25 protein-coding genes are annotated in these 24,436 nt (G+C 42.2%); 19 read left to right on the forward strand and 6 right to left on the reverse strand.

The window, feature by feature from the left end:
* Window positions 1-405: 405 nt before the first annotated feature.
* Entirely contained in the window at window positions 406-1,875 is a 1,470-nt protein-coding gene (gene nhaC, locus AB4160_RS04475) for a Na+/H+ antiporter NhaC (RefSeq protein WP_372003718.1), read from the forward strand.
* Between the two features lie 64 nt (window positions 1,876-1,939).
* Here nhaC and AB4160_RS04480 read toward each other — a convergent pair whose 3' ends face one another.
* Together AB4160_RS04480 and AB4160_RS04485 are read right to left on the reverse strand one after the other, a co-directional pair.
* Entirely contained in the window at window positions 1,940-3,331 is a 1,392-nt protein-coding gene (locus AB4160_RS04480; protein WP_372003720.1) for an NAD(P)/FAD-dependent oxidoreductase, read from the reverse strand.
* Between the two features lie 118 nt (window positions 3,332-3,449).
* A complete protein-coding gene (locus tag AB4160_RS04485) occupies window positions 3,450-4,040 on the reverse strand; it encodes a GNAT family N-acetyltransferase (RefSeq protein ID WP_102436952.1) in 591 nt (196 codons plus the stop codon).
* Between the two features lie 234 nt (window positions 4,041-4,274).
* Between AB4160_RS04485 and AB4160_RS04490 the strand changes: the two genes are divergently transcribed.
* From AB4160_RS04490 to AB4160_RS04505, 4 genes are all read left to right on the forward strand, one after another.
* Entirely contained in the window at window positions 4,275-4,925 is a 651-nt protein-coding gene (locus AB4160_RS04490) for a spondin domain-containing protein (protein ID WP_241901028.1), read from the forward strand.
* 10 nt (window positions 4,926-4,935) lie between these two features.
* Window positions 4,936-5,673: a spondin domain-containing protein gene (locus AB4160_RS04495; protein WP_198589304.1), complete on the forward strand. Its 738-nt coding sequence runs from the start codon at window positions 4,936-4,938 to the stop codon at window positions 5,671-5,673.
* 96 nt (window positions 5,674-5,769) lie between these two features.
* Window positions 5,770-6,498 (forward strand): response regulator transcription factor, encoded by a 729-nt coding sequence (locus tag AB4160_RS04500; protein WP_102436956.1) that lies wholly within the window; start codon window positions 5,770-5,772, stop codon window positions 6,496-6,498.
* A gap of 49 nt (window positions 6,499-6,547) precedes the next feature.
* Complete coding sequence (locus AB4160_RS04505; RefSeq protein ID WP_102519942.1) at window positions 6,548-8,002, forward strand: HAMP domain-containing sensor histidine kinase; 1,455 nt, start codon at window positions 6,548-6,550, stop codon at window positions 8,000-8,002.
* Between the two features lie 119 nt (window positions 8,003-8,121).
* Here the strand turns inward: AB4160_RS04505 and AB4160_RS04510 are convergent, their stop codons facing one another.
* Both AB4160_RS04510 and hemE read right to left on the reverse strand, forming a co-directional pair.
* On the reverse strand, window positions 8,122-8,331 hold the full coding sequence (locus AB4160_RS04510; protein WP_372003722.1) for a hypothetical protein: 210 nt from the start codon (window positions 8,329-8,331) through the stop codon (window positions 8,122-8,124).
* A 289-nt stretch (window positions 8,332-8,620) separates the two neighbouring features.
* On the reverse strand, window positions 8,621-9,685 hold the full coding sequence (gene hemE / locus AB4160_RS04515) for a uroporphyrinogen decarboxylase (RefSeq protein ID WP_102436964.1): 1,065 nt from the start codon (window positions 9,683-9,685) through the stop codon (window positions 8,621-8,623).
* Between the two features lie 468 nt (window positions 9,686-10,153).
* On the opposite strand from hemE, the gene rsd reads away from it, so the two are divergent.
* Window positions 10,154-10,630 carry a sigma D regulator gene (gene rsd / locus AB4160_RS04520; protein ID WP_198590413.1) on the forward strand — a complete coding sequence of 159 codons (477 nt, stop codon included), beginning with the start codon at window positions 10,154-10,156 and terminating at the stop codon, window positions 10,628-10,630.
* Window positions 10,631-10,747: 117 nt separating this feature from the next.
* Here rsd and AB4160_RS04525 read toward each other — a convergent pair whose 3' ends face one another.
* Both AB4160_RS04525 and AB4160_RS04530 read right to left on the reverse strand, forming a co-directional pair.
* Entirely contained in the window at window positions 10,748-11,791 is a 1,044-nt protein-coding gene (locus AB4160_RS04525; RefSeq protein ID WP_372003724.1) for an MJ1255/VC2487 family glycosyltransferase, read from the reverse strand.
* Between the two features lie 41 nt (window positions 11,792-11,832).
* The gene (locus AB4160_RS04530; protein ID WP_102436970.1) at window positions 11,833-12,345 is read right to left on the reverse strand and encodes a phosphatase PAP2 family protein; all 513 of its coding nucleotides are present in this window, start codon (window positions 12,343-12,345) and stop codon (window positions 11,833-11,835) included.
* Between the two features lie 371 nt (window positions 12,346-12,716).
* Here AB4160_RS04530 and rraA point away from each other — a divergent pair, with 371 nt between their 5' ends.
* The 13 genes from rraA to AB4160_RS04595 all read left to right on the forward strand — a co-directional run bounded on the left by rraA (window position 12,717) and on the right by AB4160_RS04595 (window position 24,389).
* Window positions 12,717-13,202 (forward strand): ribonuclease E activity regulator RraA, encoded by a 486-nt coding sequence (gene rraA, locus AB4160_RS04535; protein WP_076539310.1) that lies wholly within the window; start codon window positions 12,717-12,719, stop codon window positions 13,200-13,202.
* Window positions 13,203-13,373: 171 nt separating this feature from the next.
* Window positions 13,374-14,405, forward strand: coding sequence for a formimidoylglutamase (locus AB4160_RS04540; protein ID WP_102436972.1), 1,032 nt, complete (start codon window positions 13,374-13,376; stop codon window positions 14,403-14,405).
* A 279-nt stretch (window positions 14,406-14,684) separates the two neighbouring features.
* The gene (ubiE, locus tag AB4160_RS04545; protein ID WP_102436973.1) at window positions 14,685-15,440 is read left to right on the forward strand and encodes a bifunctional demethylmenaquinone methyltransferase/2-methoxy-6-polyprenyl-1,4-benzoquinol methylase UbiE; all 756 of its coding nucleotides are present in this window, start codon (window positions 14,685-14,687) and stop codon (window positions 15,438-15,440) included.
* Complete coding sequence (locus tag AB4160_RS04550; protein ID WP_102476025.1) at window positions 15,440-16,060, forward strand: SCP2 domain-containing protein; 621 nt, start codon at window positions 15,440-15,442, stop codon at window positions 16,058-16,060. The genes ubiE and AB4160_RS04550 overlap by 1 nt, the downstream gene beginning before the upstream one ends.
* Window positions 16,057-17,706, forward strand: coding sequence for a ubiquinone biosynthesis regulatory protein kinase UbiB (gene ubiB / locus AB4160_RS04555; RefSeq protein WP_102476026.1), 1,650 nt, complete (start codon window positions 16,057-16,059; stop codon window positions 17,704-17,706). The genes AB4160_RS04550 and ubiB overlap by 4 nt, the downstream gene beginning before the upstream one ends.
* A 105-nt stretch (window positions 17,707-17,811) precedes the next feature.
* A complete protein-coding gene (gene tatA, locus AB4160_RS04560; protein WP_076539319.1) occupies window positions 17,812-18,045 on the forward strand; it encodes a Sec-independent protein translocase subunit TatA in 234 nt (77 codons plus the stop codon).
* A 6-nt stretch (window positions 18,046-18,051) separates the two neighbouring features.
* Window positions 18,052-18,450, forward strand: coding sequence for a Sec-independent protein translocase protein TatB (tatB, locus tag AB4160_RS04565; RefSeq protein ID WP_102436979.1), 399 nt, complete (start codon window positions 18,052-18,054; stop codon window positions 18,448-18,450).
* A gap of 12 nt (window positions 18,451-18,462) precedes the next feature.
* Complete coding sequence (gene tatC / locus AB4160_RS04570) at window positions 18,463-19,221, forward strand: twin-arginine translocase subunit TatC (protein ID WP_076539321.1); 759 nt, start codon at window positions 18,463-18,465, stop codon at window positions 19,219-19,221.
* A 52-nt stretch (window positions 19,222-19,273) separates the two neighbouring features.
* On the forward strand, window positions 19,274-19,792 hold the full coding sequence (locus tag AB4160_RS04575; protein WP_102476028.1) for a hypothetical protein: 519 nt from the start codon (window positions 19,274-19,276) through the stop codon (window positions 19,790-19,792).
* Between the two features lie 3 nt (window positions 19,793-19,795).
* Window positions 19,796-20,593, forward strand: a complete 798-nt coding sequence (locus AB4160_RS04580; protein ID WP_102436983.1) for a TatD family hydrolase — start codon at window positions 19,796-19,798, stop codon at window positions 20,591-20,593.
* Entirely contained in the window at window positions 20,593-22,497 is a 1,905-nt protein-coding gene (locus AB4160_RS04585; protein ID WP_303446369.1) for a diguanylate cyclase, read from the forward strand. The genes AB4160_RS04580 and AB4160_RS04585 overlap by 1 nt, the downstream gene beginning before the upstream one ends.
* A gap of 26 nt (window positions 22,498-22,523) precedes the next feature.
* Window positions 22,524-23,534, forward strand: coding sequence for a porphobilinogen synthase (hemB, locus tag AB4160_RS04590; protein WP_102436987.1), 1,011 nt, complete (start codon window positions 22,524-22,526; stop codon window positions 23,532-23,534).
* 303 nt (window positions 23,535-23,837) lie between these two features.
* Window positions 23,838-24,389 (forward strand): thioredoxin family protein, encoded by a 552-nt coding sequence (locus AB4160_RS04595; RefSeq protein ID WP_102476031.1) that lies wholly within the window; start codon window positions 23,838-23,840, stop codon window positions 24,387-24,389.
* The last annotated feature ends 47 nt before the right edge of the window (window positions 24,390-24,436 follow it).

Here is a 24,436-nt window from a genome sequence, read left to right on the forward strand (position 1 = left end):
CTAAGCTCTCAATAATACAGTCTAGGATATAAGTGAAAATATACATACAAGTATTTGTAAGAGTGATAAAAGTTTATTCAAACAAAGACTATTTATTCAAACAAAGGCTAAGGTTTCGATAAAAAGCACATTATAAATATTACATAGTTATTCACTTTTATTAGCCTAAGCGAATAGCTATTTTACCGAGTTAACTTAATAGTCATAATTGTCTGACCCGCTCTAAAAGATCCAGTTATATCACTGCAGACCATTGCTATAAAACATCGACTTATCCCTTCTATTTATGGCAGGATGTCGACCAGTCACAAATTAATAACAAATAATACTGGCTGCTTACAACGACAGAAAACCAATAAAAAGAGCTTATAAAAGCACCATAAAAATAATAATAGGGATGACCCAATGTCCGATAATAAGCACAAGCAACCGAGTTTGCTTGACGCACTTGCGCCCGTCTTTGCCCTCATAGCAATGCTTGGCACAGCGGTTTATCTTTTTTCTTCCGATAGCTCATCTGGTGCCAACCAAATCGCGCTGATCCTCGCGGCCTGTATCGCCATTTTAATTGGCTATAAAAATGGCTATAGCTGGAATGAAATGGAACGCGGCATCATTAAAAGTATTGGTGTTGCCACTGGCGCCTTGTTAATTCTATTTACCGTGGGCTCGCTGATTGGCACTTGGATTTTGGCAGGCACGGTGCCGACAATGATTTATTACGGCATGCAGATTTTGCACCCTCAATATTTTTATGCCGCTAGCTGTATTTTATGTGCCGTGGTCGCGATCAGTATTGGTAGCTCTTGGACTGTGGCGGGTACCCTAGGTATTGCCTTAATTGGTATAGCTTCCGCTATGGGATTAGATATTAATATCACCGCTGGCGCGATTATTAGCGGCGCCTATTTTGGCGATAAAATGTCACCATTATCAGACACAACCAACCTAGCGCCAGCGGTTGCAGGCTCTGATATTTTCAGCCACATCAAATACATGACTTGGACTACGGTTCCCAGCATTATCATTGCGCTAATTGTCTTCACTGTTTTAGGGCTATCAGCCGATGTTGCTAGCTTCAATTCAGATCTTGATAGCACCCTGTTGCTCCTCGAAGCAACTTATCAACCTGGCCTGCATCTGCTTATTCCTTTATTAGTGGTGTTATTTTTTGCTAACAAAAAAATGCCAGCCTTTCCTACCGTAATTCTAGGGACGATTGCTGGGGCTATTTGTGCGGCGATTTTCCAATTTGATAATGTGGTCAGCTACGTTAATGAGGACAACTTATTACCGATAGTAGCACTCATTAAAGGTATTTGGATTGCGATGTTTGATGGTTATGTGGCCACCACAGGTGACACGGTTTTAGATAACTTATTAAGCCGCGGCGGCATGAGCAGCATGGTCACCACGGTTTGGTTAATCCTCTGCGCCATGACATTTGGCGGCGTGATGGAAGTGACAGGATCATTATCGCGCTTACTGGAAAGTATCTTAAGTTTAGTGACGGGGACTAGCAGCTTAATTATCACCACTTTGGGAGTTTGTATCGGCGCAAATATTATTACTGCCGATCAATATATTGCCATTGTACTGCCCGGTAGAATGCTAAAAATTGAATATCAAAAACGCAAGTTGGCGCCAGTTAATCTAAGCCGTACTCTAGAAGATTCAGCTACAGTAACTAGCCCACTTATCCCGTGGAATACCTGCGGTGCTTTCATGGCCAGTACCTTAGGCGTAGCAACCATTGCTTATTTGCCTTATGCAATCTTTAACCTAGTTTGCCCATTCATCAGTGCATCCTATGCGTATTTCAATATCAAAATACAACCGCTAGATGAATCACTGCAACTCACAGAAGGTTTATAAATTTCAAAAATACGGACTTAGCCTGCTGCTATATAAGTGACTATATAAATGACTATATAAGCTGTTATCCAAAACGGTCTTTCAACCAGCCATAATGATAGTAACCCCATTGCCCTATTCGCCTTGCTTTAGCAAAGGGCAAACGGGGTAATGGGTTTTGATAAAGTGGTAAATTAGCTATTTCAGTTGGTGTTTCACCGGCAATACTTTGGGCTAATCGAAAAGCCGCTTGTGCACTAAAAGACACCCCAGCGCCGCAATAACCTAAGCTGTAACCCACGCCGTTTTTCTCAACTACATGGGGCATATCATCCATTGGTGCCGCTATCCAGCCCGTCCAGTTATAGGCCACTTTTTTAGTCGCTAATGCAGGAAAGCATTTATTCATGGCCAGCTTGAGTCGCTGACCATAAATCGGATCTGCAGCGTCTTTCCCCCACACAGCGCCGCGGCCGCCAAACAGTAATCGATTATCAGGCAGTAACCTGAAGTAATATTTTAAAATGCGGGTGTCCATGGTTACTTGATGGCTAAATAGACCAGCGGCTTGCAGCTCATCAGCACTAAGTGGCTCAGTGACGATAATATTACTGAGTATTGGCAAAAACTTTTCATCAATGCGGTGATTAAACGCTTTGGGCGTATAGCCATTGGCGGCCACTATCACTTTATTTGCGCTTAACTCACCATGCTCAGTGAACAGACGGTGCTTGCCATTTTCCTCGATCCAGTCAAGCACGCATGAGCTTTCAGATAGGGTGACACCTTGATGCTCAACCATTGATTTATAGCCCAGCAATAACTTTAGCGGGTTTACCCCAAAGCCATCACTTAATCGCAGTGCGCCATAGGCTTGGTGATGATTTAAATAATCTCGGCGAAAGTCTGCAGCATTAATAAATTGCGCATGCTGATCCATATTTGCAGAGCCTGCTGACGAGGGTGATTTACTGTCTAATGGTGAAGGTATTAAATGCTGCTGAATAAAGTCAGCGGCTGTTTTAAGCTGCTGCAACGCCTTAGGGTTATGCGCCACCTTTAAGTAGCCTTTCTCCTGCGGATCACACTCTATATTGTATTTATGAATTAGTGATTCAACGCGCTCGACAGCTTGGCTAAACTCGCCATAAATGGCTTTAGTGGTGGCTAAATCCCAACGTTTTGCCATAGCGGCATAGCCCAACCTGCCCGAGCCCTTTAATACAAAACCTGCATTACGGGCGCTGGCACCAAAACCCACTTGGTTTGCCTCTAATACATGGCAATCTATATGGTATTTACTGGCGAGATAATATGCCGTCAGTAATCCTGTATAACCGCCGCCAATTATCGCGACATCCGTTTGCTGATGACCACTTAGGTGAGGTAAGCGTGGCGGCAAAGCTTGGGTACTTGCCCAATAGCTATTGGCCAGTGGTTGTGAAGCAGCATTCGGGGTTATTAAAGGATCATACATAGCAGCGGCTCTTTTTATTTTGGTTATATGAGTGCAAATGCGGGCACTAAAATCTGCAATAAAGCCTTTTAGTAAAGCCTTTTAGTAAAGCCTTTTGATAACGTCTCTCTATAAATGGTTAGCTAAATTCAATCACCATTTCACAAGCTGTGCAGTGGCAATCATCGCCGCAAAGCACACAAAGATAATCGCTACCGTCTACTTTTTGGTTCCAACGGCTCGGATGTTGTTTAATTAATTGCCCACCAGCATGAGTAAAGTAACCTACCGCCGAGTTATTTGGGCTTTGTTGCCATAAGTGACTCACCCCCGCTTTGGCGCCCTGTTGCTTAACAGCCGCAATAGACGCTTGCAGTAATTTAGAACCAATCCCCTGACCGCGATATGCTTCTGCTACTGTATTACATTTGAAATAACACATGTTTTCAGCAGTAACAGGCCACTTTTCAGGAGTACACCATTGATCAACTGGCCACTTCCCAGCGGCATAAGTCAGCCTAAAACCGACAATATTAGCCGTCGAATTATGGGTATTTTTAGTTGGTGATAATTGTTCACTTTCTGCGATGAAGTGAGCATTGATATTATTTTTTATACCCATTCGATAAATTTTTTCAAGCGAAGATAGATTTAAATACCCTTCACCATGAACCAAGTTTCCGAGTTCAATAACTTGTTGAAAATCATCAGGAGTTAAGCTTCTTATCATTATTATATTGACTCCAGGTTGTCTTAATATATCGCCAAGATAGCACAATTATTTAGCAAAAATAACGATGTTAAACTTTTGTGATAATTTGGCGATAACACAGTGAGATCCCTTTGGCAGAGTCGATTGCAATTAAACAAAAGGAGCTCCGTTATGAAATCATCTGTATTAAAACCTATCGCACAAAAAGCAAGCTTACTGACTTGTGGACTCATCGCCGCTGGCCTGTTCAGTATGTCAGCTAATGCTGCTGAAGTTGAAATCAGTGTTGTTAACCTAACCCACGGTAATCACTTCACGCCATTGTTTATTGCAGCACACGATGCTGACAGTCACCTATTCCAAGTAGGCGAAATGGCTACACCAGCATTACAAAAAATGGCCGAGGGCGGGGATATTGCTGATTTAGATGCCGCAGTTATGGGCGCAGGTGGCGTGACTGTTACCAACCCAGCCATGGGTTTATTAGCCCCCGGTGCTAATGTCAGTGATGTCATGCTTGATTCAATGGAAATGACGCACCTTTCTATCGTTGCTATGGTACTACCAACCAATGATGCCTTTATGGGGTTAGATGGCTGGGAGATCCCGACTGAGGCGGGTACTTACGCAGTTTATGTAAACGCCTATGATGCGGGTACTGAAGCCAATGATGAAGTGGTTAATGGCGGCGGAATGTCCGGCGTTGCAGGTATTCCAGCAGCGCCAGGTGGTGACGGAGGTATGAATGGTACTGGTGTTATGGATGGTGCTACTAATGGTTATGTCCACACTCACCCAGGTGTGCTTGGTGATACTGATCCAGCCGGCGGCGCCAGTGATTTAGACAGCCGAATTCATCGCTGGTTAAACCCTGTTGCGAAAGTTGTTGTTACCGTTAAATAAGGGGCATGTGATGAAATATCCAATCAAAAATATCAATAAATATAGCCTGAGTGCTGCAGCATTAATTGCTGTGCTGGGCTTAAGTGGCTGTTCAGACAATAACAACTCACCGTCTCCTGAGCCGACTCCAACCCCAACGCCCGATACGGTAATGCAAACCTATAGCGTCACAGTGACAAACTTAACGGCTAATCAACCCATGTCACCGATTGCAATTGCCGTTCATAGCAATGATGTGATGTTATGGCAAGCAGGCGAAAGCGCAAATGTCGCCCTAGAGAAAATTGCTGAAGGCGGCGATTCAAGTGATGTAGCGGCTATTGAGGGTATCGAGGTTACGGCCAGTGGCGCTGGTATATTGATGCCAGGCATGTCAGAAACCATCACAATTACTTTAGATGAAGCCGATGTTGCCAACCTTACCGTAGCAACCATGCTGGTAAACACCAACGATGCCTTTACTGGATTAAACAGTTACGACATTTCGATGTTAGCAGTCGACACTATGGTCGCTATGAAAGGCATGGTTTACGACGCTGGCACTGAAGCTAATACAGAAGAAAAAGGTACCATGCCCGGACCTGCTGATGGCGGAGAGGGGTTTAATGCAACCCGTGATGATGTTGATTTTGTTCATATTCATCCAGGCGTGATCACCATGTATGACGGTTTAATGGACTCAGTCCTAACGCCATCACACCGTTTTGATAATCCGGCAATAGCCATATCAATCAGCCGCACACAATAGCAAGCATCAGCCTTTATGATTAAAAACCAAACAAGCTGAAAGTTTATCCGCCCATCTCAGGTCTGCTGGATAAGGACCTGAAATGGGAAATTCTGGATGAATGATTCTAATAAGCACCATCAGCACCAAATCAAGCCACATATTTTGTTGGTTGAAGATGAGCAAGATTTGGCAAGGCTCATCATGCTAAATCTAACCGCACTAAATTATGAGGTGTTTCATGCCACCACATTAAGCCAAGCGCTTAACATCATTAAATCTAGTGTAATAGATTTGATTTTGATGGACCGTATGCTACCAGATGGCGATGGCATTATGTTGTGCCAGCAACTTCGTGAAGCTGACAACTCGGTTGCTGTGATGATGCTAACTGCCAAAGATTCAGAAGCCGATATTGTATTGGGCCTTGAAGCCGGTGCTGATGATTACTTAGTCAAACCCTTTAGTGTGCTGGAGCTACGAGCGCGAGTAAAAGCCATGCTTAGGCGTAGTAAAACTCAACAAATCAGCTCTGAGCAACTGCAGTTTAATGGCGTTACCATTAACGCAGCAACCCGTGAGGTCATTACCAATGACTGCCCGCTGGAATTAACCGCTAGAGAATTTGATCTGTTGCTGTTTATGGCCAAGCATCCACTACAAGTATTTAGCCGAATGCAATTATTAGAGGCAGTGTGGGGTTACAACTATGACGGTTATGAGCATACGATTAACAGTCACATTAATCGCTTACGCAATAAACTCGCCCACAGCCCTGGGCATCCAGAATTAGTCAAAACCGTTTGGGGTGTAGGCTATAAGTTCTCTCCACCATCAGCAACTTAGCTGATATTCGTTTTAAGCATGTTATTTTTAAAGTGTATATGGGTCTCTAATGAACCGCTTATTTAACCGACTATTCTTATCTGCCACTTTAATGGTGTTGCTACTTTTTGTAGCCCTGTGGCAATGGTTACAACTCAACCATGAATTTAGCCGTAATCAAATTCAGCAATCATTACACTTACAACTTGCTGAACATATGGCGCACATTAATCCGTTATTGTCACAAGGGATTACCTCAGATGCAGCGCTAAAAGAAGCATTTCACGACTTTATGCTGCTGGGCCCAAGTTTTGAAATTTATACCTTAGATCCACAAGGTCGTGTCATTGCTTACGATGCCAAAGAAGAGAAAATCAAAACCACTCGAGTAAATTTAGCCAAGATAAAGCAATTTATTGCAGGTCGAGACCTACCGATTTTAGGCACAGATCCCCGCTCAAAAAAAACAGAAAAAATCTTTTCCGTCAGCCCGCTCATCACTACTGACGGGCTTCACAGTGGATACTTATATGTCATCATCGGCGGCGAAGATTATGATAGCTGGCAAGCACTAATAAACTCAGAAAATCAGCCCAAGCTTTGGGGCGCTACCATTGGCTTTTGGATTATTTTTGCACTAATGTTATTTGTGCTATTGCTGGGCTTTTTTACCCAACCAATTAAAAAATTAGCTAGCGATCTCAACCAATTAAAAGATTCGCCATTAAGCGGCACACTGGCTTTGCCTAACCGTTACAATGGCAGCGAAGAAATCAGAGTCCTCAGTGACAATATTAATCATTTACTGCATAAAATCAGCCAACAACACCAACAAGTCAAACGCCAACAACAAGCCAAACATGACTTCTTACTGCATTTGTCCCATGACTTAAAAACCCCACTCACCTCTTTGCTGGGATATATCGATACCTGGCTACTATTACCGCCAGCAGAGCGCCAACCAGAATTAATTGAGTACGCCGCTAATTCAGGGCAAAACTTACAGCAGTTACTGGCACAATTACTTGAATTAGCAGCACTGGAAAATGGTCAAATCAGTGCCCAAATAAGTCAAATTAATTTGCGAGAGGTATTACTGGATTTAAAACAAACTTTTGCACCCAGAGCGCAAAAACTTGGAATACTCTTAGACTTTAATATTGCCGATGAGCTGCAAGTGTATACCGACCCACAATTAATGCGTCGAATATTAAATAATCTTGTAGATAATGCCCTGAGATACACCCCAAAAGGTGGCACCATCAAGGTATACAGCGAAAGCTTAAATGGTCAAAGCTGGTTAGCCGTTAAAGATACTGGCGCAGGCATGCATAAGCATGAAGTCGAAGCCTTAAAACAATTATCCATGCAGCAGTTATCATTTGAGCCCAATCAAACATTGCCACAGTTGGGTGTTGGTTTAGCCATAGTGCGCCAATTGCTTGGACTCCTAAAGTGCCGTATTGATATTAAAAGCACTCCCGGCAAAGGAAGCCGTTTTATGATTGAACTAGCCACACACTAAATTAGACAAACACTAAAAATAACAAAGCCACCTATAATTAAGGTGACTTTGAGGGTCATAACTGAACACGCCCCTTTAGAGGGAGCGCCTATATTCAGCTACAGAAATAGCTATTAACTTTAGATAGATTGATAAAGTTTTTTAATTTTGTGGAAGAAAAGACTCACAAAACCAGCAGCTAAACTGCCCCACATTAATAATACTGCCGCAACAGTCATAAATTGCCCCATATAATAATCGGCATTAGCCACATAAATGTAATGGGTACCTGGTAGTAGCGCAGCAAATACAGCAAAGAACATTAAAGCAACAATAATTTGAATTTTCATAATTAACTCTTTTTGGCAAAGGCTACTAGTTTTTGCCTCTGTTTCATCATGAAACAAAGCTAGTTAGCTAAATAATACTTAATTCTCAGAATGACGATAAAGTATCAAATAAACCCCACTAAGAGTTTTGTTAAGATCACAATTTAGAATATTCAATTGTCACTTTGTGATAGAGAGCACTCATTACCATTAAAACTATGATGAATAAAATATGGTAAAGCTCAGTGGTCGAAAACGAATTAAAAAAAAGACGAGCATTGCTCGTCTTTTTTGTGCGCATCATTATCAATTACTTATGATATTTCGCTGATAGCTCATGTACTGAGTTAATGAATGAACCAGCATGTTCTGGGTTAACATGTTGATGGATACCATGACCCAAGTTAAATACATGGCCAGTACCTTCACCGTAAGAAGATAGGATTTGATCCACTTCTTGATGAATACGCTCTGGTGAAGCATAAAGTACAGATGGGTCCATGTTGCCTTGCAGCGCAACTTTATGACCAACACGGCGACGTGCATCACCGATATCAACAGTCCAATCTAAACCGAGCGCATCACAACCAGTTTCAGCCATAGACTCTAACCATAATCCGCCACCTTTAGTGAACAAGGTAACAGGAACTTGGCGACCGTCAGCATGGCGAGTTAGGCCATCAACGATTTTTTGCATGTAACGTAATGAGAACTCACGGTAAGCGTGGTGAGATAACGCACCGCCCCATGAATCAAAGATCATTAACGACTGAGCACCGTTAGCAACTTGTGCATTTAGGTACAAGATAACTGAATCAGCTAACTTGTCTAAAAGCATGTGTAATGCTGCTGGCTCTTCGTAAGCCATTTTCTTAATTTTTTCGAATGTTTTGCTTGAACCACCTTCAACCATATAAGTGGCTAGCGTCCAAGGAGAACCAGAGAAACCAATTAACGGTACTTCACCTTTTAGCTCGCGACGAATCGTGCTTACTGCACGCATCACGTAACCAAGTTCATCTTCTGGATCTGGAATGCAAAGCTTTTTAATCGAGTCAACGGTATCAGCTCGACGTTCAAAACGTGGACCCTCACCAGTTTCAAAGTATAAACCTAAGCCCATTGCATCTGGAATGGTTAGAATGTCTGAAAATAAAATAGCTGCATCTAAATCATAACGACGTAATGGCTGTAAAGTCACTTCACAAGCCAAGTCTTGGTCTTTACAAAGCGACATGAAATCACCGGCTTGAGCACGGGTTGCTTTGTATTCTGGAAGGTAACGACCAGCTTGACGCATCATCCATACTGGCGTTCTGTCAACAGGCTGTTTTAGTAAAGCGCGTAAATAACGATCATTCTTTAATTCTGCCATTGGGCTTGATTCCTAAACATATATTGATATCCGCTGAACCGTAGTTTAGCGACTTAAGGTATTAATGTAACCAGTTCTGCTAAATTTATGTGAGCTGCCCCTCCTACTAGTATCAAAATTGCTAATATAAACGTTAATATGCTCACAAAAAGGGTTGTTTTTGACTAGGTGTGAAGCTAATTCAACAAAAAAGTTGCACCCTCGCTGCACCTTTGATATAAAAAGTTTGCGCTAGCAAGAACAATCAAGAAGCACGATAAATCGAGCCCTTAAAAATCTATTTGCCCAGCGGTAGCATGCTATCGCTGGGCATTTTTCTTTAGATTACAATAACAAAGAATATTTCCCTCGTAACTCAGCCCATTCCTCTGGTCAATCCATTGCTTCTTTTGCAGAAAAGAGTTGATTAATCACTACTTTCTCTCATACATTAAGTGTTATGTATTGGTTACTAAATTGAGAATGATAATGCTGACAAAACTAGAAAAAGCCGAACAAAAATGGGGTGGCTCCAATAAGCTGGTTGATCAATGGCTGCAGCACCGCAGAGCATTACTGATCCAATACTTCAAAATTGCTGGCCTCGCCCCTTACTCAGTCCCTGCAAAAAGCTTACCTGAACTAGATACCGTTAAGCAGTTTTGCGCTCAATTAGTTGATTATGTCTCTGAAGGTCATTTTGAGGTATACGATCAATTGGTTAATGAGTGTGAAAAATCAGGTGAACAAAGTAAAGCCCGAGCACAACTGTTATTACCACAAATCAGTGAATCAACTGATGCCGCATTAGACTTCAATGACAAATATACTGAAGCAGATAGCGATTCTATGTTGCTAGAATTAGATAGCGATCTCTCTAATTTAGCTCAAGCAATGGAAGCGCGCTTTGCTTTGGAAGATGAGTTACTCGAGCAACTTCATCAGCATCATTCAAAAGTCAGCTAATGTGACTTATTACTTATTACTTATTACTTATTACTTACCAAAGTAATTAGCAAAGCTAGCGGCTAACTGATTGATCTTGAGTCACAGACAAAGAAAGGCTCGATTTACTGATGCCATTTACTTGCGCCAGTTATCAGGTAGATCGACTTGGGACCATAAATCATGGCAAAGCGCTTGATGTTGATGCCAATTACCTTGTAGTAACCACCCCACCAAGGCATCACCAACTTGCGGATATGCAATAGGCTTGGGCGACGCCGCCTTTAACCATCGGGCTAACATTTTACTATCTAAGCTATCCATACTTTGTCCTGCAGCCAACAGCTCTAATGCTGCTACGTTTGATGATTGCTCAAATTGCCCCTGAAGCGGTTTAACCAGTAGCTTCTTACCTAATGTCATCGCCTCGCTGGCAAGCTCAAAACCTGCATTACCTATTACCCCACCACATTGCGACATGTGTTGTTTAAACCCACAGCGATCAAAGCTGAACCAATTAATATGATCTGGTAATGACTGCTTTGGCTTATTGCCATGGTAAACAAAAAATTGATAGTCAGGAAAAGGCCTTAAAAAAGCTGCTATCGCGTCGGCACTTTCAAAGGGTAAATACACCAAAATTTGATGACTGTGAGCACCACAACTTGGCTCAACTTCTACAAAGGGAGGTAAAATAGCAAAACCGAAATGATGCCAATGACAGCCTAATTTGATATCTGCAGGTGCAAAGTTGTTTAACAGTAATTCATCAAACCAGCTCATTCCCTGTTTAGGTACTGAGTATTGTAAGGACGCTTGATGACTGATCGCAATTGCGGTCACGCCCTGTTTTTTAGCAGCCCAAGCACTCACTGGCTCAAAGTCGTTTAACACTAAATCATAGCCGCTCAAATCAAGTTGTCTCACTTCAGACAAAATGGGTGAAGTGATATTTCTTTTAATGGTTTTGCCAATGCTGACTCGCCCGTCTTCGGTAATAAAAGACATGCCCGTTCTAACTTGATAGTCGCCAAAACATTGCATATCAAAGTACTCATCTTTGGCGCGACCACTAAATAAAAAATCAACCTCGATATCAGTTTTACTTAACGCCTTTGCCATGACTCTGGCACGGCTAATATGGCCATTTCCCGTCCCTTGAACACCGTATAATATTTTCATGATTTACCTTGTTTAATGACCAATTTCAGCGCTATGACAAGCTAAATCAACGGCTCGGCTAAGATAACCACACCGACCCCCAACCCAATACCAGCAACAATATCCAATGGATAATGCACCCCAAGCGCTATTCGAGATAATCCAATCGCCACAGCCCAGGTCATTGCGATTGGCCACAATGCAGGAAAAGTCGAAGTGATAGCCATCGCCATAATAAAGGCCGCTGCAGTATGCCCCGATGGCAAACTAAATTTGTCTGATGCCTGAAAGCTGCTATCAAAGCCTGCAAAAGCGGCGCAAGGCCTAGTGCGGCGAATGGCATTTTTAAAGACAAAATATAACGGCAGTTCAATGATAAAACTCACTAACATCAAATTAAAAAACTGACTGCCTTGAGGATGTAAAAACAATAAACCTACCGCCATATACACGTAATAATGGCCATCCCCACTTGCTGAGATTCTTTTCGCTAAAGGGGTTAACTCATGAGTTCGACAAAAAGTAATAATGTGGCAAAACACAAACTTATCCAGTGCGCTAATCGTCATAGCCATACAAAATCCTTATAGTTCAATTGTTCAACCTTAATAAGAACTGTAAATAGGGCTAATGACGCTTAGATGACAAGCTATCGAAACTTTTATGACAATCATAACTTACTCAAAGGAGTCACCACAGACAGGGCAACAATGCAGTTAATCATATAAAAACAAGAACTAAGGCTAATAAAGGGCTTATCACAGCGATAAACAACAGCCGTTTAAGTCATCCCGCCTGAAGACCAAAGACTGAACAACTAACTGATTATCTTTATCAAGTGATGAATATCGCTGTTATTTTCATAAAAAGCTCATATAATTCATATATTATTGCTTTGATAACTGGCGAAAACCTCTGTGAATCGCTAACCCCAAGGAGTGTCACTATGGAATACAACACCTCAGAATTGTGTGATATGTATTTAGATGTCGTTGATGTAGTAGAACCAATGTTCAGTAATTACGGCGGTTGTAGCTCTTTTGGTGGTTCGATTAGTACCATCAAATGTTTTGAAGATAACGGCTTAATTGCTGATGCGCTGCAAGCAGAAGGCGAAGGTAAAGTCTTGTTAGTAGATGGTGGCGGTTCAATGCGCCGTGCATTAATTGATGCCTCGATTGCTGAAATCGCAGTGGCTAACAAGTGGGAAGGCATTATTGTTTACGGCTCAGTACGTGACGTTGATACCCTTGAAGAAATGGATATTGGTATTCAAGCATTAGCTTCAATCCCGATTGGCGCTGACACTAATGGCGTTGGTGAAGTTGAAATCCCAGTTAACTTTGGTGGGGTAACATTCCTGCCATGCGACCATATCTATGCTGACAATACTGGCGTTATCTTATCGCCAGAGCCATTAGATATCGAATAATCGATTGATATTGCTGGTTACATATTACCAGTTTAAATATCGACTAAAGCCAGCTATGCTGGCTTTTTTATGGCCTATTTTTAAGTCATAAGCTCTAAGTATTTGACTCTAGATATGTGGCTCGACATATTAGCCTTAAAGCTAACCCCAATTGAATGAAATAGGTTCTTAATGTTGCAGATAATGACCCGCAGTGAAGTTAATCAATACCTCTCCAGCAGAGATGGCGAAAGCAAACTGGGCCAAACCGTCAAGCTTATCTCCGAATCAGCCCCCTCTTTAGCGGATCTTAAACAGGCACTTTGTGAGGCTAAAACCAATGGGGTGCAATTTGTTATTGTCGGAATTACCGAAGATGCTGGTCCAAGGGCTAACTTAGGCCGCGGCGGCTCATCTGCAGCCTTTAGTGCCACTATGCAACAATGGCTTAATTTGCAGTCCAACCGCTACCTTGATGGTAAACAGTGTCTTATTTTAGGGGAAATATCTCAGGCCCCACTGCCAGAAGCGGCATCCCTAGAAGAGTTAAGGCAAGCGACTAAAGAACTTGATAACCAAGTCATTAGTGTGATCAGCCAAATTATGGCAGCAGAACTTGAGCCCATAGTGATCGGCGGCGGTCATAACAATGCATATGGCATGCTAATGGCGACTAAGGCTCACTTTAATCAGGCGGCTGCGGCAGTAAACCTTGATCCCCATAGCGATTTTCGCCCACGGGAAGGGCGCCACAGTGGCAACGGATTTAGCTATGCTGCAGCCAATGGCGCACTGGCTTATTACCATGTGCTAGGTTTACATGAGCTAAAAAACACTGAAGCCACCTTAGAGCAATTAAGCTTATTTGGCGGTCATTGGCACAGCTTTCAGCAAATTTGGGTCAGACGAGAAATCGACTTAAGCCAAGCGCTGCAACAAATCGCCAGCAATCTTAATCAAACTCAACTGCCAGTGGCCTTAGAAATTGATGTAGATGCCATCGCCAAAATGCCCAGCAGCGCATCCACTTTTGCCGGTGTGCCCTTGTTAGATGCCTGCCACTATATTCATCACATCGCTAAACACTGCCCTTGTGCTTATCTGCATATTGCTGAAGCCGCGCCTCAATGTCACGATGCGGGTGATATGGCTGGTAAGCGTGATGTAGGCCAAAGTGTCTGTGAATTAATGTACAGTTATATCCAGGCAAGAAAAGTAAGCTAGCTTAAGCAAGGGATATTTGAACTTCTCTCGCTTAAGGATCGTACAAACTTAAGCTGTTAAATTTATTGCACGCTATTACCTAATACTTTCACTATTCAATAACTGTGAATTTTATGCTCTAATGCAGGGCAATTTTGATGAGATAGAATAATACGCTGTCTTAACGCATTCTTAGCTATTTCAAGTAAACTTGATCACATTCTGGCTGATTGAAGTTTCTGCAAAGCAAGCAATGACATACACTCGCTGTTAATTACCGCACATTATAGGAATACACAGATGTCTGAGGGCGACCCAAAGAACACCCATTTTGGTTACAAAACCGTTGATTCAGAGAAAAAAGCGGATTTAGTTGCTGACGTATTTCATTCGGTTGCTGCTAAATACGACATCATGAATGATGTTATGTCATTCGGTGTACACCGTTTTTGGAAACGTCACACGATTGCGACCGCAGGCGCAAGACCGGGCATGAAAGTACTTGACCTTGCTGGCGGCACCGGTGATTTAACCGCTAAATTCTCACACCTTGTGGGTGAGCGCGGCCAGGTTATTCTTGCTGACATTAATGATTCAATGCTTAAAGTTGGCCGTACTAAATTGCGCGACAAAGGCATTGTTAGCAATGTCAGTTACGTACAAGCTAATGCTGAAGCACTGCCGTTTCCTGACAATCATTTTGATATTATTACCATTGCGTTTGGTTTACGTAATGTGACCGATAAAGACGCAGCATTACGCTCGATGCGCCGGGTACTAAAACCTGGCGGAAAGTTATTAGTGCTTGAGTTCTCAAAACCTCAACACGAAGTCATGCGTAAAGTTTATGATCTTTATAGCTTTAAAGTGTTGCCTAAAATGGGCGCACTAATTACCCAAGATGCTGACAGCTATGAATACCTAGCTGAATCAATTCGCATGCATCCAGATCAAGAAACCTTAAAGCAAATGATGCTTGATGCCGGTCTTGAACAAGTTGACTACACCAATATGACTGATGGTGTTGTCGCCTTACATCGCGGTTATAAATTCTAATGCTGCCGAACCACTGTTCATTACTGGCTTGTGCTGCAATGGAAACTGCTCTCGGGCAGTTACAAGCACAAGATCAGGGTGAATATGCGCGACTAAAGCCGTTGCACGGTAAAGTATTCAAAATTCAGTTAACCCAAGTTAGTTGGCCAATATACCTTATTTTTGCACCGCAAATTCAAGTCATGAGCGCTTATGAAGCCACTGTTGACGTCAGTATTACTGCTGATGTCACTACGCTTTATAAGGTGACTGAAGGGGCTAACCTTACCGAGCTCATTAAGCAAGATAAGCTGATCCTCGATGGCGATATCAACTTATTGCAAAGCTTTAGTCATTACTTAAAGCACATTGAGTTAGATTTTGCCGAGCCATTATCAAAGTATATTGGTGATGCCCCGACTCATATGTTGCTGACTAATACCAAACACTTAGCCAGTTCAATGAAGCAAGTGTTTGAAAAGTCGCTCTCTCATGTGGGTCAATTAACCACTGAAGAATATCGACTCGCCCCTCATCAAATCGACTTCATTCATTTTCGTGATAATCTGGAACAGCTTGTTGATAGAACAACAAGCATTGAGTCCAAGATAGCAAAATTAAGAGAAAAAATTACCCCATGACAATTGCAAGTATCAGGCGTGGTTACCAAGTCATAAAAACTGTACTCCATTACGGCTTAGATGATGTTTTACCCAAAAATAAAACTCCCTGGTACTTTTCACTTCTGCGAAATTGTTTCTTTTGGATCCGCAACCAACACAAAGACAAATCTTCTGCTGAGCGTTTAAAGCTGGCGATGCAAGATTTAGGACCGGTTTACATCAAGCTGGGACAAATGCTGTCAACTCGCCGTGACTTACTCAATGATGAGTGGGCCAGTGAGCTGGCTATGTTGCAAGACCGCGTACCACCTTTTGATTCAACCCTTGCCCGCCAAGCTATTGAAGCAGAACTAAAAGCGCCGATAGACTCATTATTTGACAACTTTGAAGACATTCCCTTAGCGTCAGCATCCATATCTCAAGTTCACACTGCTAACTTGAAAGAAAATGGCGCAGAGGTGGTGTTAAAAGTTTTACGTCCCAACGTTGAAGCGCAAGTTAATGCTGATTTACAACTGATGTGCCAAGCGGCCAATTTACTTGAAAAGCTATTAGGTGAAGGCAATCGTCTGCGCCCTGCTGAAGTCATTGATGATTATCGCACCACCATTTTAGGCGAGCTAAACCTTAAACTAGAGGCGCTCAATGCCATCAAGCTACGTAACAATTTTTTAGACTCTGATAGCTTGTATGTGCCTTATGTTTATGAAGATTATTGCTACCCTCGCCTAATGGTAATGGAGCGTGTTTACGGCATTCCAGTTTCAGATATTGAAGCCTTAAAAGCCCAAGGGACTAATTTAAAGCTTTTGGCTGAACGCGGTGTTGAGCTGTTTTTCACCCAAGTATTTCGTGATAATTTTTTCCATGCTGACATGCACCCTGGCAATATTTTTATAAGCCGTGAACACCCTGACAATCCATTTTATATCGGCATGGATTGCGGCATTATGGGCACCCTTAATGATGTCGACAAACGCTATTTAGCAGAAAATTTCTTAGCCTTTTTTAATCGTGATTATCAGCGTATTGCCCAGCTTTATATTGAATCGGGTTGGGTATCAGAAAACACTGACGTACTGGCATTTGAGCAAGCGGTTAAAGTGGTTTGCGAACCCATGTTTAATAAGCCATTAGACGAAATCTCATTTGGCCATGTGTTACTGGAGTTATTTCGCACTGCCCGCCGATTCGATATCGTCGTGCAACCACAACTTGTTTTACTCGAAAAAACATTACTTTACATTGAAGGCTTAGGTCGTCAGCTGTACCCACAGCTAGACTTATGGTCAACAGCTAAACCGTTTTTAGAGCAGTGGATGTCTGAACAAGTCGGCCCGAAAGCCATTTTTGATAAAGTTAAAATGAAGAGCCCTTATTGGGCTGAAAAGCTGCCAGAATTTCCAGAACTTATCTATGACAATTTAAAAATGGGTCGAAAACTACTGGGCACCCAACAACAAATGCTTGATAAGTACCTAAAATTTCAACATAAAGCCCATAAAAGTAATTACTTATTAATAACAGCTGCTGTAATGTTGATCTGTGGCACAATATTATTAAACCAATACGCTACACTATGGCCTGCTTACATTTGTATCACATCAGGTATAGTGCTTTGGTTCACAGGATGGCGATCCAGACCAAAAAACCGTAAATTTTAACTAGCACTTATACATTAGAGGTTCATAATACTCTATGTATAAAGGTTACAATTGTGAATGTAAAAATTCCAACATCATGTTTTTATTCTTATAGAGGAAATGTTCATGGGCGGCATCAGTATTTGGCAGCTTCTAATTATTGCGTTAATTGTTGTGTTGTTATTCGGAACTAAAAAATTACGTTCTTTAGGTGGCGATTTAGGTGGGGCTGTTAAGGGCTTCAAAAATGCAATGAATCCTGAAGATGAAGAAAAGAAGTCTCTAGAAGACAGCACTGCGAAAAAGTCTGAACAGGCAACTGAGCAGAAATCCGAGTCAAAGGATAAAGAACAGGCGTAATTCATTATGTTTGACGGTATTGGCTTTATGGAGCTACTGCTGATTGGAATTTTGGGGCTTGTGGTTCTCGGCCCCGAAAGACTTCCGGTTGCAGTACGTTCAATATCTGAGTGGATCCGCTCATTAAAGCGGATGGCAAACTCAGTCAAAGATGAATTAGAGCAAGAGCTTAAAATTGATCAGCTTCATGCTGACCTTAAAAAAGCAGAAAGCAAAGGTTTGTCGAACCTATCACCTGAACTACAAGAGTCCATTGATCAGCTAAAAGATGCTGCAAAATCGGTTAATCGTCCCTATCAAGTTGACGAAGTAGCCAAAGATACCTCTGCAGCTACACCCGCTGAAAGTTCTACTGCCAAAAGTGAACAAGCAAACGACTCTGACAGTTCAAATACCAAAAGCTAACACGGGTAACCAATGTCACAACAGCTACCTCTTATCAGTCATTTGCTTGAGTTACGAAATAAGTTACTTAGAGCTATCGGCAGCGTATTGCTGGTATTTATCTGCTTAGTTTATTGGGCAAATGACATTTACCATTATATGGCAATCCCATTAATGCAATCACTGCCAGAGACCGGCAGTATGATTGCAACGGATGTAGCCGCGCCCTTTTTTGCGCCATTTAAATTAACCTTAGTGTTATCATTTTTTGTGGCGATCCCCTACGTACTATTTCAAGTATGGTCATTTGTGGCGCCCGGTTTATACAAACACGAAAAGCGCATGATTATGCCGCTGCTATTTAGCAGTACGGTATTATTTTACCTCGGTATTGCTTTCGCCTATTACGTGGTATTTCCGGTGGTATTTGCGTTTTTCACCAGTGTCGCACCAGAAGGAGTGCAAGTAGCAACCGACATTAGTAGCTATTTAAGTTTTATCTTAAAGCTATTTTTTGCTTTTGGTTTAGCCTTTGAAATCCCTGTAGCCGTAGTATTAATGTGCTGGGCTGGCGTGACAACACCAGATGAGCTTAAACAAAAACGCCCTTACATTGTTGTAGGTGCATTTGTGGTTGGCATGATGCTAACGCCACCTGATATTATTTCACAAACAATGTTAGCGATTCCTATGTTAATATTATTTGAAGGTGGTTTATTAGCAGCTAGGCTATATACCCCAAAAGAAGATACAGATAACGAAGAGCCAGAGAACGAGAAAGCTGATAGTTAAATTGCGCATCGCACTCATGGACTAGTTAACCAATAAAAAGAAGGATTCTGTAATGCGTTTAACTTTGATTGCCACTTTTGCTTTGGCTATCTCTTCTCAAGCACAGGCCAGTGTTGAGCAACAACTGGCGAGCTGTGCAGCTCAAACTGACAAACTTGACCGGCTAATGTGTTACGACACATTAGCCGCGTCAGTTAACACCTCCCTCACTTCAGCGACAACAGAGACTGCTACTGCGGTATCGACGCCAGCAGTAGTAACTGCATCTGCCGTAACAAAGGCTGCAGTTGCAACGTCTAACAATCCTACTGCAGAACAAGAGTTTGGTCTTAAAAAGAAGGTCGATGAGGATGTCACTCGCCTTTATGCTGACGTTGTATCGGTAAAAAAAGATCCTTACGGCTCATTAATTATTACCCTGTCTAATAATCAAACTTGGAAGCAATCAGGTACTGACCGCTATAAAGTGAAAAAAGATCAAACCGTCTTTGTTGAAAAAGGCGCTCTCGGTTCATTCCTACTGGGCAGCGATGATCGTAACTCCACTATTCGAGTGAAGCGTTTAAAATAAATCATGCCGCAGCATATCGACATAGCCGTTAATTTGCTTAGCAGCAGGTTAATCGCTGATATTGACAACATAGTGACTCAAGCGGCGCAACATCATGTTTCGCCGTTAATTGTTATTGGCAGTGATATTACTGAAAGTAGCGACAGCGCCTCGCTGTGCGCAAAATACCCTCAGCAACTTTATAGCACTGCAGGGGTTCACCCTCACCACGCCAGTAGCTGGAATGCTGCCAGTGCTGATGAGATAAAAACCTTAGCAGCATTAAAGCAAGTGGTTGCTATTGGTGAATGCGGTTTAGATTATAATCGCGACTTTTCTCCCCGTAATGCCCAGCGCCTTGCCTTTCACGCCCAACTTGAATTGGCAGTTGCATTACAAATGCCGGTACTGATGCACTGTCGTGACGCTCACGAGGACTTTATTGCAATAGTAAGTCAATATCGCCACAAGCTCCCTGCAGCGCTGCTGCATTGCTTTACGGGCAGCAAAGATGAGTTACTTGCTTGTCTTGAATTAGATTTACATATCGGCATAACTGGCTGGGTATGCGATGAACGTCGCGGCGCTGAGCTGGCGAGCATAGTGCCATTGATCCCAAACAACCGCTTAATGGTTGAAACTGACAGCCCTTATTTATTACCTCGCAGCATGCGCCCTAAACCCAAATCTAGCAAAAATTTGCCACAATACTTGCCCTATATTGCCGAGTATATTGCTAATCTTCGTCAGCAACCCTATGCAGAGCTGGCAGCCCATTGCTACACCAACAGCCAGCGTTTTTTTAACCTAGGGCAGGATTAATGCAGCAAGTGCATTGGGCGTTTAAAGCATTTACTTTGTTTTTTATTATATTGCTAACTCAATTACAAGCAGCCCACGCGCTTGCCGTTGAGCACGCCAATCCCCCGCTAAGATTAACCGCCTCATCCATTACAAAAATCAAATTAACGGATTGGATGTATATCAATCAGTCTCAAGATATTGAAGAGCTTGCCAGCTTAACACTGCTAAAAAATAGCCAACAAGATTGGCGCAAGTTAAGCCGCGGCGATATGCGTAAAATTGGCGCTAAAAATACTTGGTTGAGTTTTAGTATTTTTAGCCCTAATGACCATCTATCACGCATGATAGCGCTGAATAACCCACTGCTAGATAGCATGAAACTATATCATTTAGTCAATAACAAATTAGTAAAAGTGGAGCTAATGGGTGATAGCTATCCGTTTAAACAGCGCCCACTGCAAAGTAATTTATTTCTTTACCCCTTTGAATTACAGCCAAACGAAACACATACCTTTTACTTAAAAATCGATAATCGCGGCAGCTTAAATTTTCCATTGGTACTATGGAGTAAAAATGATTACAGCCATGCCATTGAGTCTCAAAGCCTTGCTAATGGCTTTCAAATTGGGATATTGATTGCCATTGGGCTATTTAGTTTGTTTATTGCCCTCGCATCAGGGTCTTTTAGTTATAGTTACTATAGTGGCTATGTACTCAGTTTAACTCTACTTGTGGCCACTATTCATGGTATTGCCTTTCAATATTTATGGCCCACACTGCCGGTGGTGCAAAACTTAGCCATTCCAATATTAATCCCGATAGCCTTAGCTTTTGCGCTGATGTTTACCGAAAAAGTGATGCTACTTAAATATCATAATAAACCGATGCTATTAGTCGGTCGTTACCTTGCGGTTTACTGCGTTTTACTGAGTCTGGTTATCTCGTTTATTGATTTTAAGTTCAGCTTATATTTGCTCACTTTCTCGGTAATCGCCATTAGCTGTGTACTGATTACAGTATCTTTAATACAAGTAATTAAAGGCAGTAAAAATGCACGTTTATATGCTATTGCCCGTATCGGGCTATTTATTGGTGCCATTCTCAGCGGGCTCATTTATCTGGGCTATTTACAGTGGTATATGCCAGCGCATACTCCAATGATGATCGGACTGACCTTTGAAGTCATTGTCATGGCTGCAGTGCTAGCAGTGCGCTATAACGATGAACGAAAAGCCAAACTTCAAATGCAAAAAAAGGCCCTAGAGCAAGCCCAAAAACTACAACAAAACCGTGATGAAGCTTTAAAAGCAGAAGCGAGAACCAATGAACGTCTCGAACAAATGGTCGCTGAGCGGACTCTTGAGCTCGAAGTCACCTTACGTGAGCTAAATGATGCCAATCAAAAGCTGCAGCAACAAAGCACCACTGACAGTTTAACTGGGGTAAAAAATAGAAACGCCTTTGATAAACGCCTAACCGCAGAAGGACGCATTAGTCGTCGTCAGCAAACCTCACTTGCTATCCTAATGGTTGATATTGATAAATTTAAACAGATTAATGATCAATTTGGTCACCTTGCTGGCGACCTTGCAATTAAAGTGATTGCGACAACAATTTCTGAGTTTTTAAAACGACCAACCGATCTGGTGTCACGTTTTGGAGGTGAAGAGTTTGCTATTATATTACCAAATACTGATAGTGTAGGAGCGATGCTATTGGCTGAAAGAATTCGCCAAGCAATCTCTAATTTATCAATCGATTGGGATAATAACCCTATTTCCCTTTTCGTAAGTATCGGTGTGAGCGCTGCCATTATCGAAACCAATGAACAGCCAACTCAGTTACTTGAACAAGCAGATAAAGCGCTTTACCAAGCTAAGCGCAGTGGACGAAATCAGGTTTGTCTGTTTTCGTCTGATTAAGATCAGTCTAATTTCAGGAGTCGAATGTGAATATAATTACTAGTGCTTTTCCACAGCGCAGAATGCGCCGCATGCGTAAACATGATTTCAGCCGCCGTTTAATGTCAGAAAACAAACTGTCGGTGAATGACCTTATCTACCCAATGTTTGTTCTTGAAGGCAACAATCGCACCGAAAAAGTGGCGTCGATGCCGGGTGTTGAACGCTATTCAATCGACTTATTACTCAAAGAAGCCGCTGAATTAGTCGAACTTGGCATTCCTTTGATTGCCCTGTTCCCAGTTACACCTGCGGAAAAGAAAACCCTCATGGCTGAAGAAGCTTACAATTGTGACGGTTTAGTACAGCGCGCCGTACGTGAGTTAAAACAAGCTTTTCCTGAGCTTGGGATTATGACAGATGTGGCACTTGACCCCTTCACCACCCATGGTCAAGACGGCATTATTGATGACACAGGTTACATCCTTAACGACATCACCACTGAGATCTTAGTCAAACAAGCCTTATCACACGCTGAAGCCGGCGCTGACATTGTCGCTCCTTCAGACATGATGGATGGCCGAATTGGCGCTATTCGTGAAGCATTAGAAGCTGCAGGTCACGTTAACACCCAAATTATGGCATATTCAGCCAAATACTCTTCTAGTTACTACGGCCCTTTCCGTGACGCTGTCGGCTCAGCAGGTAACCTTAAAGGTGGCAACAAGCATAGCTACCAAATGGATCCAGCCAATAGCGATGAAGCCTTACATGAAGTCGCATTAGATATTCAAGAAGGTGCAGACATGGTAATGGTAAAGCCTGGCATGCCATACCTTGATATCGTTCGCCGCGTAAAAACCGAACTAGCAGTGCCGACTTTTGCATACCAAGTGAGTGGCGAATATGCCATGCACATGGCAGCAATTCAAAATGGTTGGTTAGCTGAAAAAGCCATTGTAATGGAATCATTACTTTGTTTTAAACGCGCAGGCGCTGATGGCATATTAACTTATTTTGCAAAAAGTGCCGCTCAATGGCTAAAAGAAGATAAGTAAATAAAAGATTTTATTTATACAAGATGAATAACAAACAGGAGACCTATTGGTCTCCTTTTTTATAGCGCATTTTGCAGGCTAAATGATTCAAATTGATTACAAAGGCGACTACCCCCCCCAATAGTGACATTCATCGCCGTAGCAATAAACATTAACTCTTGCTAATGCACTATGAGCCAGTGCAAAGTTATCTTTGAATTTTACTTATATTAGTGATCTAGCTAACAGCTAGCTAATATTCAACTTCACTAACCTAAGGTTAAATGATTGAATTGTTTTATTGTTCTTTCTTGAGGCCTTATCATGCATAACACTGTTAAAACATTATTAGCTACAACCGCAATTTTCTTTGGCAGCCATTTGGTTGCTGGCTCAGCCATGGCTGGCAGTGGTTGTTCATTCGATGAAGAGCAAACAGGCTTCATGGCAACATGCAGCGAGGAGAAACAAGAAGTGATTATTACCGGACTTGTTGATATTTCAACACTTGAAAAAGACTTACCAGGTTACGCTGCAGAGTATGAGCAGTATAAAATTGATGCTGCCGCATTAACTGAATTAAAAGCGGTAACTACCCCAACAAATATCGTGGTAATTATTGGTACTTGGTGCCCTGATTGCCATCGTGAAACGCCACGTTTCATGCGCCTTATCGAAGAAGCGGCCAATCCGAATATTACCGTGACTTACATAGGTATTGATCGCAGCAAAGTTGATCCAGAAGGCCTAGCGGCAGCATATGAATTCACCCGAATCCCGACCTTTATCATTCAGCAACAAGATGAAGAAATTGGCCGAATCGTTGAACGTCCAACAGTGTCGCTGGAACAAGATTTAGTCAACATTCTGAAATAGTCTGTTTTGAAAGCCTCTTGAGTTTTTTCAGGCAAATAAAAACGGGA

This window comes from Shewanella sp. 10N.286.51.B8 (assembly GCF_041469325.1).
In the GTDB taxonomy this organism is placed as follows: Bacteria; Pseudomonadota; Gammaproteobacteria; order Enterobacterales; family Shewanellaceae; genus Shewanella.

Bases quoted from the DNA above. Each gene is read 5' to 3' on its own strand.
- nhaC (WP_372003718.1), top strand. From the start codon at position 406: ATGTCCGATAATAAGCACAAGCAACCGAGTTTGCTTGACGCACTTGCG.
- AB4160_RS04480 (WP_372003720.1), bottom strand. From the start codon at position 3,331: ATGTATGATCCTTTAATAACCCCGAATGCTGCTTCACAACCACTGGCC.
- AB4160_RS04485 (WP_102436952.1), bottom strand. From the start codon at position 4,040: ATGATAAGAAGCTTAACTCCTGATGATTTTCAACAAGTTATTGAACTC.
- AB4160_RS04490 (WP_241901028.1), top strand. From the start codon at position 4,275: ATGTCAGCTAATGCTGCTGAAGTTGAAATCAGTGTTGTTAACCTAACC.
- AB4160_RS04495 (WP_198589304.1), top strand. From the start codon at position 4,936: ATGAAATATCCAATCAAAAATATCAATAAATATAGCCTGAGTGCTGCA.
- AB4160_RS04500 (WP_102436956.1), top strand. From the start codon at position 5,770: ATGAATGATTCTAATAAGCACCATCAGCACCAAATCAAGCCACATATT.
- AB4160_RS04505 (WP_102519942.1), top strand. From the start codon at position 6,548: ATGAACCGCTTATTTAACCGACTATTCTTATCTGCCACTTTAATGGTG.
- AB4160_RS04510 (WP_372003722.1), bottom strand. From the start codon at position 8,331: ATGAAAATTCAAATTATTGTTGCTTTAATGTTCTTTGCTGTATTTGCT.
- hemE (WP_102436964.1), bottom strand. From the start codon at position 9,685: ATGGCAGAATTAAAGAATGATCGTTATTTACGCGCTTTACTAAAACAG.
- rsd (WP_198590413.1), top strand. From the start codon at position 10,154: ATGCTGACAAAACTAGAAAAAGCCGAACAAAAATGGGGTGGCTCCAAT.
- AB4160_RS04525 (WP_372003724.1), bottom strand. From the start codon at position 11,791: ATGAAAATATTATACGGTGTTCAAGGGACGGGAAATGGCCATATTAGC.
- AB4160_RS04530 (WP_102436970.1), bottom strand. From the start codon at position 12,345: ATGGCTATGACGATTAGCGCACTGGATAAGTTTGTGTTTTGCCACATT.
- rraA (WP_076539310.1), top strand. From the start codon at position 12,717: ATGGAATACAACACCTCAGAATTGTGTGATATGTATTTAGATGTCGTT.
- AB4160_RS04540 (WP_102436972.1), top strand. From the start codon at position 13,374: ATGTTGCAGATAATGACCCGCAGTGAAGTTAATCAATACCTCTCCAGC.
- ubiE (WP_102436973.1), top strand. From the start codon at position 14,685: ATGTCTGAGGGCGACCCAAAGAACACCCATTTTGGTTACAAAACCGTT.
- AB4160_RS04550 (WP_102476025.1), top strand. From the start codon at position 15,440: ATGCTGCCGAACCACTGTTCATTACTGGCTTGTGCTGCAATGGAAACT.
- ubiB (WP_102476026.1), top strand. From the start codon at position 16,057: ATGACAATTGCAAGTATCAGGCGTGGTTACCAAGTCATAAAAACTGTA.
- tatA (WP_076539319.1), top strand. From the start codon at position 17,812: ATGGGCGGCATCAGTATTTGGCAGCTTCTAATTATTGCGTTAATTGTT.
- tatB (WP_102436979.1), top strand. From the start codon at position 18,052: ATGTTTGACGGTATTGGCTTTATGGAGCTACTGCTGATTGGAATTTTG.
- tatC (WP_076539321.1), top strand. From the start codon at position 18,463: ATGTCACAACAGCTACCTCTTATCAGTCATTTGCTTGAGTTACGAAAT.
- AB4160_RS04575 (WP_102476028.1), top strand. From the start codon at position 19,274: ATGCGTTTAACTTTGATTGCCACTTTTGCTTTGGCTATCTCTTCTCAA.
- AB4160_RS04580 (WP_102436983.1), top strand. From the start codon at position 19,796: ATGCCGCAGCATATCGACATAGCCGTTAATTTGCTTAGCAGCAGGTTA.
- AB4160_RS04585 (WP_303446369.1), top strand. From the start codon at position 20,593: ATGCAGCAAGTGCATTGGGCGTTTAAAGCATTTACTTTGTTTTTTATT.
- AB4160_RS04595 (WP_102476031.1), top strand. From the start codon at position 23,838: ATGCATAACACTGTTAAAACATTATTAGCTACAACCGCAATTTTCTTT.